Here is a 16,163-nt window from a genome sequence, read left to right as displayed (position 1 = left end):
TTGATCGTCCCTCTGGGGTGACCGAAGTCACCCGCAGTACGGATCAATACAAGCGTTCGAAACGCTTACGCTCACGCTGCAGCTTCTTGGCGTGACGCTTCACGGCAGCCGCGGCTTTACGCTTGCGGACTGAAGTGGGCTTTTCGTAAGTTTCGCGACGGCGGACTTCGGACAGAACTCCAGCTTTTTCGCAGGAGCGTTTGAAGCGACGCAGCGCGACGTCGAACGGCTCGTTATCACGTACTTTAACAGCGGGCATGAAGCACTCACCTACCTTGGGAATTGAGTTCGGTTTGAACGCACGCCCTTTTGAACGCACGACCCGAGAAATTCGAGACAACGCCGCGAAAGGCTTCGAATCCTGACGTGTCGCTATCCGGATCTTCCCGGCCCAGAGCTGTCTCACGAGGTCGCTCGACAGTCGAGGACGTGTTAAAGGCGCACGACCCAGTTCTACAGAGCAGCGTATTCTAGTCGCGCCCCGGAACCAATGCAAATGGCTTTTCGACAGCGTAAACTAGCGCGCCTCCAGATTCTCCCGACCGACGGACATCCGACCATGCGCGTGCTGGGCATCGAAACTTCCTGCGACGAAACCGGCGTCGCCCTCTATGACACCGAGGCCGGGCTGCTGGCCGATGCGCTTTACAGTCAGATAGCGCTACATGCCGAATTCGGCGGCGTGGTGCCGGAACTCGCCTCTCGCGATCACACCCGCAAGCTGCTGCCACTGGTGGATCAGGTGCTCGGCGAGGCCGGGTTGGCCAAGCATGATCTCGATGCCATTGCCTACACTGCAGGCCCCGGCCTGGTCGGCGCGCTGATGGTGGGTGCCTGCACGGCTCACGGCATGGCGCGCGCGCTCGGAATCCCCGTACTCGGCGTTCATCACATGGAAGGCCACCTGCTGGCGCCGATGCTGGAGGAGAATCCACCGGCGTTTCCCTTCGTCGCGCTGCTGGTTTCCGGTGGGCATACCCAACTGGTGGACGTCCGCGGCCTGGGCGACTATCGGCTGCTGGGGGAATCCGTCGACGATGCGGCCGGGGAAGCGTTCGACAAGGTCGCCAAGATGCTGGAACTCCCCTACCCCGGCGGCCCGCAGGTGGCCGCGCTGGCGGAGCAGGGGCGCAGCGAGCGCTTTCGCTTTCCCCGCCCGATGACCGATCGGCCGGGGCTCGATTTCAGTTTCTCCGGGCTGAAGACCCATACCCTGACTGCACTGCGCATGCTTCGCGAACAGGACGCCCTCGACGCCCAGGCGCGTGCCGACGTCGCCCGCGCCTTCGAGGATGCCGTGGTCGATACGCTGGTGATCAAGTGCCGGCGCGCCCTCAAGGAGAGCGGGCGGCAGCGTCTGATCGTCGCCGGTGGCGTCAGCGCCAATCGGCGCCTGCGCGAGACGCTGGATACCGCGCTCGCCAAACTGGGCGCCCAGGCGTTCTACCCGCGCGGCCGCTTCTGTACCGACAACGGCGCGATGATCGCCTACGCCGGCGCGCAGCGTCTCGCCGCCGGCCAGCGCAGCCAGACCCTGCAGCCTCGCCCGCGCTGGCCGCTGGCGGAACTCACTCCTCCTGCGGTCTGACTTGCTGCCTGTCCTATCGCCTGTCCTGTTGTCTGAGCTCGCGGCGATCGCACAGGGCATCTTCCTCGTCGAACGGATCGGCCAGCGCCGGTTCGTGCGTCTCGCGGCGTCGCTCCCGCCACAGCCGGATGTTCCAGGCGTGCCGAGCCAGAACCAGTAGCGAGAACACGCAGATGACTCCCGTCATCGGCGGCACCAGCCAGTAACTCAGCAGCGGCGCCATCAACGCCGTGGCCAGCGAGGCCACCGCCGCCGTGCGCACCCGCCAGGCGAGCAGGAACCAGCAGATCGCGCAGATCAGCGCCACCGGCGTCGCCAGCATCAGCAGCACGCCGAATGCACTGGCCACCGCCTTGCCGCCGCGCCCCCGATGCCAGACCGGGCAGCTGTGCCCGATCAGCACGCCGAGGCCAACCAGCCCCTGGGACCAGACCGACAGCGACGCCGCGCCAGCCAGCCACAGCACCGGCATGCCCTTGGCGGCATCGATGATCAGCGTCGCCAGCGCCGGCCGCCAGCCGAAGGCACGCAGCACATTGGAAAACCCCGGGTTCCCCGAGCCCGCCCAGCGAGGATCGCGAAGGCCCCAGGCACGGCACACCCAGATCGCCCCGAGCAGCGAACCGCTGAGATAGCCGGCCCCCATCAGCAGGCCGGTAACAAGGATCGGTGGCAAGACAAGACTCCCCTGGCCGCTTGGCGCGGACATCATCGAGAGCCCTGATTCTGCCACTCTCCTCGCGTACAATCGATGGCCGTCGCGTCGAGCGGGAACGGCCCGCCGGCGGAAATCACCACCAAAAGCATCGCTGCCGACGAGGAATTCGCGTGGATCAGGTATTGATCGAAGGCTTGAGTCTGGAGACGGTCATCGGAGTCTATGACTGGGAACGTACGGTACGCCAACGCCTGGAGCTGGATCTGGAACTCGGCACCGACATCCGCCCGGCCGCCCGGGACGACGACCTCGGCCGGACGCTCGACTACGCCGCCATCTGCCAGCGTCTTGCCGATTACGCCGACGCCAACGCCCACGGCCTGGTGGAAACCTTCGCCGAGCGCGTCGCGGCACTGCTGATCGAGGAGTTCGGCGTCCGCCAGCTACGCCTGACCGTGCGCAAGCCCGGCGCCGTGGCCGCGGCACGCGCGGTGGGCATTCGCATCGAGCGCAGTGCCGACTGATGCCGCTGGCCGTTCTCGGGCTGGGCAGCAACATCCACCGCCAGCATCACCTGACCCGAGCTCTGGACGCACTGGCAATCCTCGCCGCCCCGGCCCCGCTACGACTCTCCCCGGTTTACGAGAGTCCCGCGGTCGGCTTCGAGGACGATCGCCCCTTCTACAATCTGGTGGTGGCGTTCGAGACCGAGCTGTCGCCGACCGCGCTCAACGACCGCTGCAAGAGCATCGAGCGCGATAATGGCCGGCCCGCCGGTCCGACCAAGTTCGTTGCCCGCACGCTGGACATCGACCTGCTGCTGTGGGGCGACGCCGTCGGCCGCCATGGCGATGCCCGCCTCCCGCGCGAAGACATTCTGCGCTACGCTTTCGTGCTGCACCCGCTGGCCGAACTGCTGCCTTCTCACGTTCATCCGGTCGACGGCCGCACGTTCGATGCGCTATGGGCCGCCTTCGATGCCGCCGATCAATCTCGCGACCAACCTCACTGGCCGGTGGATTTCCAGTGGAGAGAGCGCTTCGTTTCCCGCGCCGTGCCCGATCTGGATCAGGAACGATGAAGCGCTCGCAATCTCCATCTTCTTTGCCCATTGTCTGAACCATCCCTGCCACGCGATGAGACACACTGGAGGCATCGATACCGCCCGTGAAAAAGCCGGACCCCATGTCCTTGTCGTATAGCAGATGGCGCGACTGGCCACGACTGTCGCGTCTCGGCATCAAACTGTTCGCCATCATCCTGATCACCAACGTCCTGATCAGCGGACTGGTGTTCGTGTTCGTCTCGCGCAGCCTGGACGAGGGCTTCGTCAACTATCTCGAGCGCAGCCAGTCGACACGAGCCGAGACACTGGCCAACGCCCTGGGCGAACAATGGACACAGCGCGGCAGCTGGCAGTGGCTGCGCGACGACCCTCGCGCCTGGCAGAGCCTGGTTCGCAGCCAGCTCTGGTCGAGCGAGAAACGCCCTCCCAGCGGGATCGACCGCGAGTTTTCCGACGCCCGCGGCTATGTCCTGCTCGACGAGCTGAGCAATCCGGTGATCGGCGAGCCCCTGCTCAAGCCGCCTCCCCGGGGCGACCTGGACATGCCGCCGCCGCCGGAGCCCCATTTCGTGCCGATCCGCAGTGGTGACAAGCTGGTCGGCCAACTGGGCTACCTGCCGCCGGAACGGCTGATGGCGCGGATGGACCAGATCTTTCTCGAGCGCCAGCAGCGCAACCTGACCATTATCGTCGGTTCGCTGTTTCTCGCCTCCCTGCTCCTGGCCGGCGGGCTCGCCTGGTGGCTGGGCCGTCGTGCTCGGCTCATGACCCTGGCCACGCGCCGCCTGACCCTGGGAGACTACAGCGTGCGCCTTTCCGAACGCGGCCGCGACGAGCTCTCGCGTCTCTCGGCGGATTTCAACCAGCTCGCCGAGACGCTCGAGGCCAACCGTCGCGCGCGCCAGCGCTGGGTCGCCGATATCGCCCATGAGCTGCGCACGCCGCTGGCAGTGCTGCGAGGCGAAATCGAAGCCATGCAGGACGGCGTCCGCCCTCTGTCGGTGGACAATCTGGGATCGTTGCAGCAGGAGGTCGACCAGCTCGGGCATCTGGTCGAGGACTTGCGCCTGCTGGCCCAGAGCGACGCCGGCGCGCTGGACATGCACCTCGTGCCCGTGGATCTCGAGGAGTCGCTGGTGCAGCGTCTCGAAGACAGTCAGCCGAGACTGGAAAGCCTCGGCCTCGCGCTTCAGCTCGAAACCGAACCGCTGTGGGTGCGTGCCGACAGCCAGCGTCTGCGCCAGCTTTGGGACAACCTGCTGTCCAACACCATCGCCTATACCGACAGCCCCGGCACGCTGCGCGTCACGCTGAAGCGCCATGGCGATCAGGCGACCGTCGTCTGGGAGGACACCGCCCCCGGCGTGTCGGAGGACGAACTGCCTCGCCTGACCGAACGGCTGTACCGGGTGGAAGGGTCGCGCAATCGCCGCAGCGGTGGCAGCGGCCTGGGGCTGTCGATCGCCAACGCGCTGATCGAAGCGCAGGGCGGCACGCTGGTGCCCTCGGTTTCGCCACTCGGCGGTTTGCGCTGGACGCTGACGTTTCCGCGGGAGCTTCCCGCCGACATGACCGCAGAATCATTCATCGAGCGCGCCGACGATTCATCCGGTCCGCCCGCCCATGCGCCGTGCCACGAACAGCCCGATGAAAGATCCAGCAAGCGATATAACGAACCATCCGATAGACACGGCAGCCACGCCAACTGACAGGGAGCCGGTTTGATGAACGACACCATTCTGATCGTCGAGGACGAACCCAAGATCGCACGCCTGGTCGCCGACTATCTGTCGAAGAGCGGCTACGCTTCCGATCACATCGATCACGGCAACGCCGTGATGGCGTGGCTGGAGGAGAATCAGCCGATGCTGATCCTGCTCGACCTGATGCTGCCCGGCACCGATGGCCTCACCCTGTGCCGCCAGATCCGCGAACGATTTCCCACCATTCCGGTGATCATGCTGACCGCCCGTGTCGAGGAAGTGGATCGCCTGCTGGGGCTCGAACTGGGCGCCGACGACTATATCTGCAAACCCTTCAGCCCCCGGGAAGTCGTAGCTCGCGTCAAGGCCGTGCTGCGCCGCAGCTACGGCACCACCGGCGCGGACGAGTCGCTCTCCGAAGGCGAACGCCTGACGCTGGACGAAGATGGCTGGCGCGCAATGGCGGGCAGCGAGGATCTGAATCTCACCGCCGTCGAGTTCCAGCTCCTCAAGGTGATGATGCATAGTCCGGGCCGCATCTTCTCTCGCGACCAGTTGATGGATCACATGTATCGCGATCATCGCATCGTTTCCGAGCGTACCGTCGATAGTCACGTCAAGAAGCTCAGGCGCAAGATCGCCGATGTCTGGCCGGACCGCGACATCATCCGCTCGGTCTACGGCGTCGGCTACAAGTATCAGCCCGAGGAGTGATGCCGTCTCCGGCCCGGTCTCGACGCTGGCCGGCAAGCGCCGGCCCCGGTCAGCCGCCCGGGGCGCCGTGGGTCAGGAAGGTATCGACATCCTTCACTGAGAAGAACAGCAGCGTCACCTCGAGGCCGGGAAGCGTGGGTAGCAGCTCGCGCATCACGCCGGCCACGATAGCGGCGGCTGTATCGGCCGGATAACCGTAGACACCGGTCGAGATGGCCGGAAACGCCAGCCGCGTGAATCGATGCTCTCCCGCCAGTCTCAGCGAGTTACGATAACAGTCGGCCAGCTGTTCAGAGCGATCCGCCGACTTGGCGAAAACCGGCCCCACGGTGTGGATCACATGAGAGGCCGGCAGCCGGAACCCCGGCGTCATTGCCACTTCGCCCACGGGTAGCCCCTCCGGCCAGGTCGTGCGTCGCAACTCGCGGCACGCCTCGAGAAGTTCGGGGCCGGCTGCGCGATGGATTGCGCCATCGACGCCACCACCGCCCTGTAGACTCTTGTTGGCGGCATTGACGATCGCATCGCCATCGAAGCGGGTGATATCGCCCTCGGCAACGACCAGACGGTCGCCCTGCCAGTGAATCTTCATAGCCTCCCTCCTGTTCACGAACACCCGATTGGCAAAACGCAAAAGGTTGGCAACGACCGAATCGCTGCCAACCCGTGTTTGCCAACCCATCGTTTCAAACAATGTAGGCTGCGATGCCGACGCTGGCGAACCTAGGCCGGTTCGAACCAGAGCCGTTTTGAACCAGAGCCGTTCCGAACCAGAGCCGTTTCGAATCAGGAGGTCTGACGGCTCGCCTCGGCGGGCGCGGGCTCGGACGAGGCAGCGGCCGGCGTCATGCCTGCCTCGCCACGCTTGAGCAGGGCGTAGCCGACGCCGGTGATGACCGAGCCGGCAGCGATGGCCAGCAGATAGAGCAGCGCCAGGTTGACGGCATTCGGGATCAGCAGCACGAACAGGCCGCCGTGAGGCGCCATCAGCTTGACCCCGAACCACATCGAGAGCGCCCCGGTCACCGCGCCGCCGACCATCGACACCGGAATCACGCGCAGCGGGTCCTTGGCGGCGAACGGAATCGCCCCTTCGCTGATGAAACAGAGCCCCAGCACGAATGACGCCTTGCCCGCCTCGCGCTCGGCCTGGGCGAACCGGCTGCGTCTCAGGAACGTCGCCAGGCCCATGCCGATGGGCGGCACCATCCCCGCGGCCATGATCGCGGCCATCGGCATGTAGGTCTCGGTCGAGAGCAGCCCGACGCCGAAGGTATACGCCGCCTTGTTGACCGGCCCGCCCAGGTCGAAGCACATCATCGCGCCGAGCAGCACGCCCAGCAGGACCGCGTTGGTCGAGCCCATGTCGTTGAGGAAGGCAGTCAATGCCGAAAGAACCGCCGCCACCGGCGTGCCGACCACGTAGATCATGACCAGGCCCGTGACCAGGCTCGCCAGCAGCGGAATGATCAGGATCGGCTTCAACGACTCCACGCTGGCCGGCAGCTTGACGTAGCGCGTCACCGCCTTGGCCGAGTAGCCGGCCAGGAAGCCGGCCAGAATCCCGCCGATGAAGCCGGCGCCCAACGTCGAGGCCAGCATCCCGCCGATCATGCCCGGCGCAATGCCCGGACGGTCGGCGATAGAGTAAGCGATGTAACCGGCCAGTACCGGCACCATCAGCGCAAAGGCGGTGCCGCCGCCGATCTGCATCAGCGCCGCCGCCAGCGTCCCTTCCTGCTCGAAGGCCTTGATCCCGAACACCAACGAGAGCGCGATGCACAACCCGCCCGCCACCACCATCGGCAGCATGAACGAGACCCCGGTCAGCAGGTGCTTGTAGAGCCCGCGTTCCTTTACGCTCTTGCGCTCGCCGCCGGCACTCTTCCCGCTGCCGGCCGATTCCACCTGCGCCTCGTCGAGCGACTTCTGGATCGTCTGCTGCGGCTGCTTGAGCGCGCTGCCGGTGGACGTGCGATAGACCCGCTTGCCGGCGAAGCGGGCGTCGTCGACCTCGATGTCGCAGGCCAGCAGCACGACGTCCGCCGCCTCGATATCCTCGTCGCTGATCGGGTTCTGCGCGCCCACCGATCCCTGCGTCTCGACATGAATCCGGTGGCCCAGCGCCCGCCCGGCCTGCTCCAGCGCCTCGGCCGCCATGAAAGTGTGCGCCACGCCAGTCGGACAGGCCGTCACCGCGACGATGCGCTTGACGCCGGAAGCCTCGGACGACTTCGCCGTCGGAGGCGTCGCGGGCTCGCTGGCGGCATCGAACGTCGTCGCCTCGCGGGCGGCGCGTTCGAGAAACGCCTCGGGATCGGGCAGCGCCTGCTGGATCGGCGCGCGATAGAGCCGCTTGCCGTCGAAGCGAGCGGCTTCGGGCACCCGCTGCGCTGCGACGACGATCAGGTCCGCCGCGGCGATCGCCTCTTCCGACACCGGCGTGACGGCCTCGAGTTCGCCATGCATCTCCGTCCGGGCCTGCCAGCCGCGACGCTTGGCGGCCTGTTCCAGGCGTCTCGCGGCCAGAAAGGTCGTCGCCATGCCGCTGGGGCAGGCGGTAATCAGAATGACGTTCATGCGCTCCCCATCCATACGTTCCCCGTTCATGCATTCCCCCCGACGCGCGCTTCGCCGCAGCGGCTGACGCTCGTCTGTTGCAGTAATTGCTGGAAGTCGCTGACGTGCGGATTGCCGACACCGATATGGCGCACCGCTTCGGCGGCCAGTGCCGTCGCCTGCCGCAGCGCCTCCTGCGGCGATTGATCCGCGATCACGCCATGCAGCAGGGCGGCCAGCAGCGTATCGCCCGCGCCCACCGTATTCCGGACCTCGACCCGGGGCGGCGTGGCGCGCCACTCTCCGCGTCGGCTGACCCACAGCACGCCGTCACCACCCAGCGACAGGATCGCCTCCTCGACGCCGGAAGCGTGCAGACGCCGGACCGCATCGAGCTGGGCCGCCGGATCGGTCAGCGGGCCGCCGGCCCAGTCGGCCAGTTCCTGTTCATTGGGCTTGGCCGCGTCGGGCAATACCGCCAGCGCCGCGGTCAGGGCCGGGCCGCTGGTGTCGATCCAGACCGGCACACCGCTGGCCTTGAGCGCTCGAATCAGCGCCGCCAGCGCCTCCGGCGTCGCGCCCGGCGGCAGGCTGCCGGTCACCACGACCGCAGCCGGCGATGTCGCCTTGCAGCGCGCGACCAGATCGGCCGTCAATTCGGCCAGCGCCGCCTCGGAGACCTCGATGCCCGGGCCGTTGATGTCGGTCACGCGACCGTCGTCCTCGGCCAGTTTGGCGTTGATCCGGGTCTCGCCGGGCAGACGCAGGCTGGCATCCTCGATCCCGTCGCGCCGACAGGCCTGGACGAACGCAGTGTCGTTGTCCGCCCCCAGAAAGCCGGACAGCGTGACCCGGTGGCCTAGCGACACCAGCACCTGCGCCACGTTGAGGCCCTTGCCGGCCGCCGCCAGATGCGACGACCGCGTGCGATTGACCGCGCCCGGCTCGAGCCGCGGCAGCTGGATCGACAGATCCAGCGCCGGATTGAGCGTCACCACCAGCACGTGCGCCATTAGAGCGCCTCCAGCGCTTCGCGCACGGCCTGGCTGGTGGCCTGGGCCAGCGCCGTCTCGGCGTGCAGGCGGGCGCTCTCCTCGGTGATCCCGCGCAGGCGTGCCTTGACCATCGGCACCTGGCGCACGGAGACCGAGAGCTCGTCGACGCCCAGCCCGACCAGCACCGGCACGGCGGCAGCGTCCGAGCCCAGCTCGCCGCAGACGCCGACCCACTTGCCCTCGGCGTGAGCCGCATCCACGGTCATCCGGATCAGCCGCAGCACCGCCGGATGCAGGCCGTCCGCCTGGGACGACAGCTCGGGATGGCCGCGGTCGATCGCCAGGGTGTACTGGGTCAGGTCGTTGGTGCCGATGGAGAAAAAGTCGACCTCCGCCGCCAGGCTCGGCGCCAGCAGCGCCGCGGAGGGAATCTCGATCATCACGCCGACCTGGACGTCGGACGCGCCAATCTCCTGCTGCAGCCGGTCGACGATCGCCCTGGCCTGACGGTACTCGTCGACGTCCTTGACCATCGGGAACATGATCCGTAGCGGACGATCATCGGCGGCGGTGAGCAGCGCCCGCAGTTGGGTTTCCAGCACGTCCGGGCGGGTCAGCGCCAGCCGGATGCCGCGCAGGCCGAGGAAGGGGTTGTCCTCCGCCGCTACCGGCCAGTAGGGCAGCGGCTTGTCGCCGCCGACATCCAGCGTACGCGCCACCAGCGGGCGGCCGTCGAGCGCATCGAAGGCACGCCGGTACTCGCCGATCTGGGTCTCCAGATCCGGCGCCTCCGGGTGCGCCATGAACAGGAACTCGGTGCGCAGCAATCCGACGCCTTCGGCGCCATGTTCGACCGCATCTTCGGCATGGGCGGTGTTGCCCAGATTGGCAGCGACTTCGATACGCCGGCCATCCGCCGTGCGGCCCTCTTCGAAGCGCAGGCCGTGCGCTTCGCGACGCAGCCGCTCCAGCTCCTTGAGTCGCAGTTCGGCGCGATCACGGCGTTCCGCGCTGGGCCGCACGATCACGCGACCGAGGTCACCGTCGAGGATCAGTTCGTCGTCGTTGGCGAGCGTCAGCGCTCGCGCGCCGGCACCGACCACCGCGGGAATGCCCAGCGCCCGCGCCAGAATCGCGCTGTGCGAGGTCGCGCCGCCACGGGCGGTCAACAGCCCCCGTACCTGGGCGGTATCGAGGCGCGCCACGTCGGAGGGGCCGATATCGTCGGTGACCAGAATGTACGGGCGCTGCGGCGGCGCCGGCATGGAGACCCCGCACAGCACGCCCAGCACGCGACGCCCCACGTCGCGCAGGTCGGCGGCGCGCTCGGCCAGCAGCCGATCCGCCAGCACCTCCTGGGCGCGGGCGGCGGTATCGATCGCCTGCCACCACGCCGCTTCGGCGCTCATGCCGTCGCGCATGCCCTCGAAGGCAGCCTCGTGCAGCTCGGGATCATCGAGCATCTCGGCATGCATGGAGAGAATCTCGGCCACGTCCCCGCCCTTGGCGGTGCCGATCAACGCCCGCAACTGGTCACGCGCTTCGACCAGGCTGGCGCGCAGGCGCTCGCGCTGACGTTCTGCGCCACCTTGTTTTTCCGGCGCCAGATCGCGGGCCCGCTCGGGATAGTCGAAGCTGGGCGCGCGCATCACGAAGACCGGCGCGATCGCCAGCCCCGGCGAGGCGGCGGTGGCGGGCAACGCGGTATCGTCGGCGATGGGCTCCGGTGCCGCCGTTCCGGGGATCTCGCCCGTTGCCTCGCCCACGGCATCGCGCCGCGAGACGTGGCTGGCGCCGGCGGCATCCGCCAGCGGCCGCACGGACTCGCCGAGCCCACCCTTGACGGCGGCGACCATCGCCGCCAATGCTGCCTGGGCACTCTTACCCTCGCCCCCGCCTTCGGCGGAGAAGATCAGCGTCTGGCCGCGCCGGGCGCCGAGCCCGATCACCTTGGTCAGGCTGGCGGCGGAAACCGTCTCCGCCGCGCCTTCCATCAGCCGCACGCGAACCGGCACGGACTGCTCGCGGGCCGCCTGGACAAGCAGCTTGGCCGGGCGGGCGTGCAGTCCGTGAGCGTTGAGCAGTGTCACGCGAGCGGTCTCGGCGTGGCTCGACTCGCCGGACAGCCGCGCCAGAACGTGGTCGGCATCGGCGTCGACCAGCGCTTCGCCTTCGCCGCTATCCAGCAGATCCGCCAGCCGCTCCAGCAGCTCCCGATGAACGTCGCCTTGCGCCGCCACGCAGAACACGCCATTGACCACGCCTTTCGGGCCGGTGAACGAGCGCTCCGGCGTCGCCAGCGCCAGCGCCGGCTGACTGACGCCTGCGGCAGCGCTCACCAGCCACAGCCCCTGGCCCAGCGGGATCGGTTCCTGCTCGGTGATCGCGGCAACGAAGCGCGCATCGACGCACTCGGCCTGGCGCAGCCGCGCGGCCGCCGCCAGCGCCAGCTCGAAACGGTCCCGCGCCGGAAAGCCCAGGCAGAGCGTGCCGGCATCCAGACGCGCCTTGAGCCGAGGTTTGGCCAGCAGAGCGACCATCGCCTCGGCCGTGTCGGCGTTGGCCAGGCGTTCGGCCACGCTCTCGTCGTCGAGCACGTGCGTCAATCGCCGCAGCACGTCCAGATGTTCGTCGCTGGCGGCGGCGATCGTCACCAGCAGATAGACGCGGTTGCCGTCGTGCCATGTCACGCCTTGGGGAAACTGCAGCAGCCGCACGCCGGTGCGGTGAATCTGTTCGCGGCTCTCCGGGGTGCCGTGGGGAATGGCGATACCGCTGCCGAGGAAGGTCGAACCCTGCGCCTCGCGGGCGTGCAGCGCGTCGCGATAGCTCGCCTCGACCAGGCCGGCCCGGTGCAGCGACGCGGCGGCCTGATCCAGTGCATCCTGCCAGCTGTCGGCCTGGCAATTGAGCGCCGCGTCCTGCGGCTGGAGGGTCAGCATAACGATCTCTCCGAATGGTCGTTCGATGTCCGTAGCATGGGGCAGCGGCGCTTCCGATACCACCGGGACATCGCGATGTTCCGACTTTTTGCTGAATCGTGTCACCTGTCGTGTCGACATGCTCTCCGTTCGTCGACCGTTTGACAAGCTAGACCTTCGCCGCAGACCTTCGCCGCCGATCTCTGCGACGGAACGGGCCGGATAGCGCCGGGCGTAAAATCAGGCTGGGCCGGGGCGGCCCGACGCGGTATCGTTCCCCACCGTGCGGACGCGTCATCGTCGATCATGAACGTTGCAGGAGCCTTGCATGAAGCTTGCCGATATCGCCCGACTGGCCGGCGTTTCTCGTACCACCGCCAGCTATGTGCTCAACGGCCAGGCCAGGACGCGTCGCATCAGCGAGGCCACGGTAGCCCGCGTGCTGGCCATCGCCAGTGCCCACGATTACCGGATCGATGCCCAGGCGGCGGCCCTGCGCGGCGGCGACAGCCGGACGCTGGGCCTGATCGTGCCGGATCTGGAGAACGGCAGCTATGCGCGCCTGGCCAAGCGGCTCGAACACGGCGCGCGCCAGCAGGGCTATCAACTGCTGATCGCCGGTTCCGACGACGATCCGCAAAGCGAGCGCGAAGTCGCGAAGTCGCTGCGCGCCCAGCGCTGCGACGTGCTGCTGGTCGCCAGCAGCCTGAGCCCCGAGGATCCCTTCTATACCGAACTGTCGGCCCAGGGGCTGCCGGTGATCGCCATCGACCGCCCGCTGGACCCCGAGCGATTCGTCAACATCGTCACCAACGGTCGCGCTGCCGGGGAAATGCTGACCCGTTCGGTGCTGGCCGACGACGTGTCGGACGTGGTGTGGCTGGACGCAGTGCCGAATCTGTCGATCAGCACCGAGCGGCGGCGTGGCTTCCTCGACGCCCTGCTCGACAGGCCTCTGTGCCGCCCGCGCTGCTTCAGCGGTGAACGCTACGATCGCGACAGCGGCGCCGCACTGATGCGCCGCCTGCTGGACGAAAGCGGTTTGCCGGATGCCATCGTCACCGCCTCCTACACGCTGATGGACGGGCTGCTCGACGTTCTGCTCGAACACGGTGCGCCACCCGCCAAGTTGCATCTGGCGACATTCGGCGACGATCGGCTGCTCGACTTCCTGCCGTGCAAGGTCAACTCGCTCCCCCAGGATCACGACCGGGTCGCCGAACAGGCCCTGGCGCGCGCCTTGCAGGCGGCCCGCGGCCAGTATGTGCCGGGGCTGGACGTGATAGACAGGACGCTCAAGCGTCGACGTTGAACGCCGGTGAATGCCGGGCGAGACGGATCGCCCACGGCAGAGCGTGGGCTGAACGTCGCGACTGAAGTATGCTTGAGCTTTGTCTGCAATCTGGCTGAAAGCTGGCGAGCGCAGCCATTTTCGGACAGAGCGTAGTCCACCGACGTATCAGGAACGACACTTGTCAGACGATCTTCCCGACATCCTGGCCGGGCCGATACTCCGTCGCGCCATGCCGCAGCGACTGGTGATGTGGCTGGTCGCTTCGCGCCCGCTAGCACTTCAGTTGACGCTATGTACCGATGACCTCTCGCAGCACCACGATCTCGAGTCGGCCACGACTCGCCTGGCGGTCGGTCGCCACGCACATCTTCACCTGATCGACCTGCCGCTCGACGACGCCCTGCCCCGGGATGTCCGCATCGCCTACGACCTCGCCTATCGTGCGAATGCGGAAGGGAGCGTGAATGCCGAAGGGGGCGTGAATGCCGCAGGGGGAGTGAATGAGGAAGGGAAAGGCACCGCCTGGCGCTCGATGCGGGATTGGGGCGAGGCCCTTTGCTACGACGGTGAGCCGTTGCCTACGCTGGTGCTGCGTTCGCGCTACGACAATCTGCTCCACGGCTCCTGCCGCAAGCCGCATCACGCCAGCGCCGATGGCCTGGTTCGCGCCGACCGCTGGCTGAGCGAGCGCCACGCCGACAGCGCCGCGCGGCCGGCAGCGCTGTTGATGACCGGCGATCAGATCTACGCCGACGACGTGGCCGGCCCGATGCTCGCCGCCATTCATGCACTGATCGCCCGGCTCGGGCTCTACGACGAGTGCCTGGAGGGGACGGAGATCGCCAGCGGCAGCGAGCTCTACGCCCGCGACGAAACCTACTATCACCGCGACGATCTGCTGCCGGCGATCCGCTCCACCGAGGCCCTGCGCGAGAAGTTCTTCGGCGGCGTGCGCAAGCCGATCTTCACCACCGCCAGCGCGGAAAATCACCTGATCACCTTCGCCGAGCTGCTGGCGATGTATCTGCTGGTGTGGTCGCCGACACCGTGGCGGCTGATCGAGGTGGAGGTTCCCCACCTCGCCGCCGAGGAGCAGGACCGCTACCGCGCCGAACAGCGCCACATCGATGCGTTCGTTGCCGGCCTGCCGGGCGTGGCGCGCCTGTTCGCCCATCTGCCCACGCTGATGATCTTCGATGACCATGACGTAACCGACGACTGGAATCTCTCCGCCGCCTGGGAGGCCGCAGTCTACGAACATCCGTTCTCGCGCCGGATCGTGGGTAATGCGCTGATCGCGTACCTGCTGTGTCAGGGATGGGGCAACGATCCCGACGGCCTGGCCGAGCCGCTGGCCGCCAGCCGCGAATGGCTCGACTCGGCCGGCCATGACGGCCGGCTCGATTGCGAGACGCACAACCGGCTCGTGACGCGCCTGCTGCGCTTCACCGGCTGGGGCTACACCCTCGACTCGACGCCGCGCCTGGTGGTGCTGGACACACGCACCCGGCGCTGGCGTAGCGAGCGTCGCCGGCATCACCCCTCGGGCCTGATGGACTGGGAGGCGTTGAGCGAATTCCAGCAGGAACTGCTAGAGGAACCTTCGGTGATCATCGTCTCTCCGGCGCCGATCTTCGGGGTCAAGCTGATCGAAGGCATCCAGCGCGTCTTCACCTGGTTCGGCAAGCCGTTGCTGGTCGACGCGGAGAACTGGATGGCGCATCCCGGCGCGGCCCACACCATGCTCAACATCCTGCGCCACAGCCGCACGCCCCAGCGTTACGTGATTCTCTCCGGCGACGTGCACTACTCGTTCGTCTACGCCATCACCATTCGCCAGCATCGCAACAGCCCCCGCATGTGGCAGATCACCAGCAGCGGCCTCAAGAACACCTTCCCCGACACCCTGCTCGACTGGTTCGACCGCCTCAACCGTTGGCTCTACGCGCCCTGGTCGCCGCTCAACTGGCTCACCAAGCGGCGTCGCATGGCAGTGGATCCCTACTATCCCGAACGCGCCTCGAAGGGCGAGCGGCTGTGGAACCGAGCCGGTATCGGCCAGGTCCTGCTCGACGATCAGGGCGCGCCCCGGGAAGTCATGCAGCTGGGCGCCGATGACTGCGACACTCGTTTCCACGAGGAACACCGATGAGCACGATCCGCCTGGCCCGGGCCCCGGATCTCGCCGTTGTCGAGGCGCTGATCGACGCCGCCTATGGCCATTACGTTGCCCGCATCGGCATGACGCCGGGGCCGATGCGCGACGTCGATGATAACGGCTATGCGCCCTACATCGCCGCCGGCTACGTGAACCTGCTGTTCGATGACGATGACGCTTGCGATAGCGACAACGGTGCTCCGGTCGGACTTCTCGTATTGATTCCCAAGCCCGATACGCTGCTGCTGGACAACGTGGCGGTCTTCCCCGCTGCGCAAGGCCGAGGCTTCGGCAAGCGACTGATGCAGGTGGCGGAAACGTACGCTCGCGACCACGGGTTCGACAGCATCACGCTCTATACCCAGGAGCAGATGCACGAGAACCTGGCGATCTATCGACGCTACGGCTATGTCGAGACGCACCGCGCCGAAGAGCGGGGGCTGAAGCGGGTCTATCTGCGCAAGTCGCTCTAACGCGCCTTCGTCTCGATACGCCCACCGCCGCGCC

14 protein-coding genes are annotated in these 16,163 nt (G+C 67.3%); 8 read left to right on the top strand and 6 right to left on the bottom strand.

The window, feature by feature from the left end; all coding sequences use genetic code 11:
• Positions 1 to 43: 43 nt before the first annotated feature.
• The gene (rpsU, locus tag DOM32_RS14025) at positions 44 to 259 is read right to left on the bottom strand and encodes a 30S ribosomal protein S21 (RefSeq protein WP_071231491.1); all 216 of its coding nucleotides are present in this window, start codon (positions 257 to 259) and stop codon (positions 44 to 46) included.
• 300 nt (positions 260 to 559) lie between these two features.
• On the opposite strand from rpsU, the gene tsaD reads away from it, so the two are divergent.
• Complete coding sequence (gene tsaD, locus DOM32_RS14020) at positions 560 to 1,588, top strand: tRNA (adenosine(37)-N6)-threonylcarbamoyltransferase complex transferase subunit TsaD (RefSeq protein ID WP_110635475.1); 1,029 nt, start codon at positions 560 to 562, stop codon at positions 1,586 to 1,588.
• 13 nt (positions 1,589 to 1,601) lie between these two features.
• Here tsaD and DOM32_RS14015 read toward each other — a convergent pair whose 3' ends face one another.
• Positions 1,602 to 2,234, bottom strand: coding sequence for a glycerol-3-phosphate acyltransferase (locus DOM32_RS14015; RefSeq protein ID WP_110635472.1), 633 nt, complete (start codon positions 2,232 to 2,234; stop codon positions 1,602 to 1,604).
• 182 nt (positions 2,235 to 2,416) lie between these two features.
• Between DOM32_RS14015 and folB the strand changes: the two genes are divergently transcribed.
• The 4 genes from folB to DOM32_RS13995 all read left to right on the top strand — a co-directional run bounded on the left by folB (position 2,417) and on the right by DOM32_RS13995 (position 5,729).
• Positions 2,417 to 2,770, top strand: coding sequence for a dihydroneopterin aldolase (gene folB / locus DOM32_RS14010; protein ID WP_110635469.1), 354 nt, complete (start codon positions 2,417 to 2,419; stop codon positions 2,768 to 2,770).
• Entirely contained in the window at positions 2,770 to 3,327 is a 558-nt protein-coding gene (folK, locus tag DOM32_RS14005) for a 2-amino-4-hydroxy-6-hydroxymethyldihydropteridine diphosphokinase (protein ID WP_110635466.1), read from the top strand. Before folB ends, folK begins: the two co-directional genes overlap by 1 nt.
• A gap of 104 nt (positions 3,328 to 3,431) precedes the next feature.
• Positions 3,432 to 5,021 carry an ATP-binding protein gene (locus tag DOM32_RS14000; protein WP_110635461.1) on the top strand — a complete coding sequence of 530 codons (1,590 nt, stop codon included), beginning with the start codon at positions 3,432 to 3,434 and terminating at the stop codon, positions 5,019 to 5,021.
• A 15-nt stretch (positions 5,022 to 5,036) separates the two neighbouring features.
• Positions 5,037 to 5,729, top strand: a complete 693-nt coding sequence (locus tag DOM32_RS13995; protein WP_110635458.1) for a response regulator — start codon at positions 5,037 to 5,039, stop codon at positions 5,727 to 5,729.
• Between the two features lie 49 nt (positions 5,730 to 5,778).
• Here the strand turns inward: DOM32_RS13995 and DOM32_RS13990 are convergent, their stop codons facing one another.
• The 4 genes from DOM32_RS13990 to ptsP form a co-directional block, all read right to left on the bottom strand.
• Entirely contained in the window at positions 5,779 to 6,321 is a 543-nt protein-coding gene (locus DOM32_RS13990) for an O-acetyl-ADP-ribose deacetylase (RefSeq protein WP_110635455.1), read from the bottom strand.
• Positions 6,322 to 6,515: 194 nt separating this feature from the next.
• A complete protein-coding gene (locus tag DOM32_RS13985; protein ID WP_110635452.1) occupies positions 6,516 to 8,309 on the bottom strand; it encodes a PTS fructose-like transporter subunit IIB in 1,794 nt (597 codons plus the stop codon).
• A 26-nt stretch (positions 8,310 to 8,335) separates the two neighbouring features.
• Complete coding sequence (pfkB, locus tag DOM32_RS13980; protein ID WP_071231483.1) at positions 8,336 to 9,301, bottom strand: 1-phosphofructokinase; 966 nt, start codon at positions 9,299 to 9,301, stop codon at positions 8,336 to 8,338.
• Positions 9,301 to 12,225 (bottom strand): phosphoenolpyruvate--protein phosphotransferase, encoded by a 2,925-nt coding sequence (gene ptsP / locus DOM32_RS13975; protein WP_110635583.1) that lies wholly within the window; start codon positions 12,223 to 12,225, stop codon positions 9,301 to 9,303. Before ptsP ends, pfkB begins: the two co-directional genes overlap by 1 nt.
• Positions 12,226 to 12,532: 307 nt before the next feature.
• On the opposite strand from ptsP, the gene cra reads away from it, so the two are divergent.
• From cra to DOM32_RS13960, 3 genes are all read left to right on the top strand, one after another.
• Positions 12,533 to 13,516 carry a catabolite repressor/activator gene (gene cra, locus DOM32_RS13970; RefSeq protein ID WP_110635449.1) on the top strand — a complete coding sequence of 328 codons (984 nt, stop codon included), beginning with the start codon at positions 12,533 to 12,535 and terminating at the stop codon, positions 13,514 to 13,516.
• A gap of 211 nt (positions 13,517 to 13,727) precedes the next feature.
• The gene (locus DOM32_RS13965) at positions 13,728 to 15,650 is read left to right on the top strand and encodes an alkaline phosphatase D family protein (protein ID WP_244179937.1); all 1,923 of its coding nucleotides are present in this window, start codon (positions 13,728 to 13,730) and stop codon (positions 15,648 to 15,650) included.
• Positions 15,647 to 16,129, top strand: a complete 483-nt coding sequence (locus DOM32_RS13960) for a GNAT family N-acetyltransferase (protein WP_110635444.1) — start codon at positions 15,647 to 15,649, stop codon at positions 16,127 to 16,129. Before DOM32_RS13965 ends, DOM32_RS13960 begins: the two co-directional genes overlap by 4 nt.
• Positions 16,130 to 16,163: the final 34 nt, after the last annotated feature.

It is taken from the genome of Salinicola salarius (assembly GCF_003206135.1).
Lineage (GTDB): Bacteria > Pseudomonadota > Gammaproteobacteria > Pseudomonadales > Halomonadaceae > Salinicola > Salinicola salarius.
Note: the sequence above shows the minus strand (reverse complement) of the source record. Positions and strands in the feature narration are given on the sequence as shown.

Excerpts from the sequence above, each read along its gene's own strand:
- rpsU (WP_071231491.1), bottom strand. The coding sequence starts at position 259 with ATGCCCGCTGTTAAAGTACGTGATAACGAGCCGTTCGACGTCGCGCTG.
- tsaD (WP_110635475.1), top strand. The coding sequence starts at position 560 with ATGCGCGTGCTGGGCATCGAAACTTCCTGCGACGAAACCGGCGTCGCC.
- DOM32_RS14015 (WP_110635472.1), bottom strand. The coding sequence starts at position 2,234 with ATGGGGGCCGGCTATCTCAGCGGTTCGCTGCTCGGGGCGATCTGGGTG.
- folK (WP_110635466.1), top strand. The coding sequence starts at position 2,770 with ATGCCGCTGGCCGTTCTCGGGCTGGGCAGCAACATCCACCGCCAGCAT.
- DOM32_RS14000 (WP_110635461.1), top strand. The coding sequence starts at position 3,432 with ATGTCCTTGTCGTATAGCAGATGGCGCGACTGGCCACGACTGTCGCGT.
- DOM32_RS13995 (WP_110635458.1), top strand. The coding sequence starts at position 5,037 with ATGAACGACACCATTCTGATCGTCGAGGACGAACCCAAGATCGCACGC.
- DOM32_RS13990 (WP_110635455.1), bottom strand. The coding sequence starts at position 6,321 with ATGAAGATTCACTGGCAGGGCGACCGTCTGGTCGTTGCCGAGGGCGAT.
- DOM32_RS13985 (WP_110635452.1), bottom strand. The coding sequence starts at position 8,309 with ATGAACGTCATTCTGATTACCGCCTGCCCCAGCGGCATGGCGACGACC.
- pfkB (WP_071231483.1), bottom strand. The coding sequence starts at position 9,301 with ATGGCGCACGTGCTGGTGGTGACGCTCAATCCGGCGCTGGATCTGTCG.
- ptsP (WP_110635583.1), bottom strand. The coding sequence starts at position 12,225 with ATGCTGACCCTCCAGCCGCAGGACGCGGCGCTCAATTGCCAGGCCGAC.
- cra (WP_110635449.1), top strand. The coding sequence starts at position 12,533 with ATGAAGCTTGCCGATATCGCCCGACTGGCCGGCGTTTCTCGTACCACC.
- DOM32_RS13965 (WP_244179937.1), top strand. The coding sequence starts at position 13,728 with ATGCCGCAGCGACTGGTGATGTGGCTGGTCGCTTCGCGCCCGCTAGCA.
- DOM32_RS13960 (WP_110635444.1), top strand. The coding sequence starts at position 15,647 with ATGAGCACGATCCGCCTGGCCCGGGCCCCGGATCTCGCCGTTGTCGAG.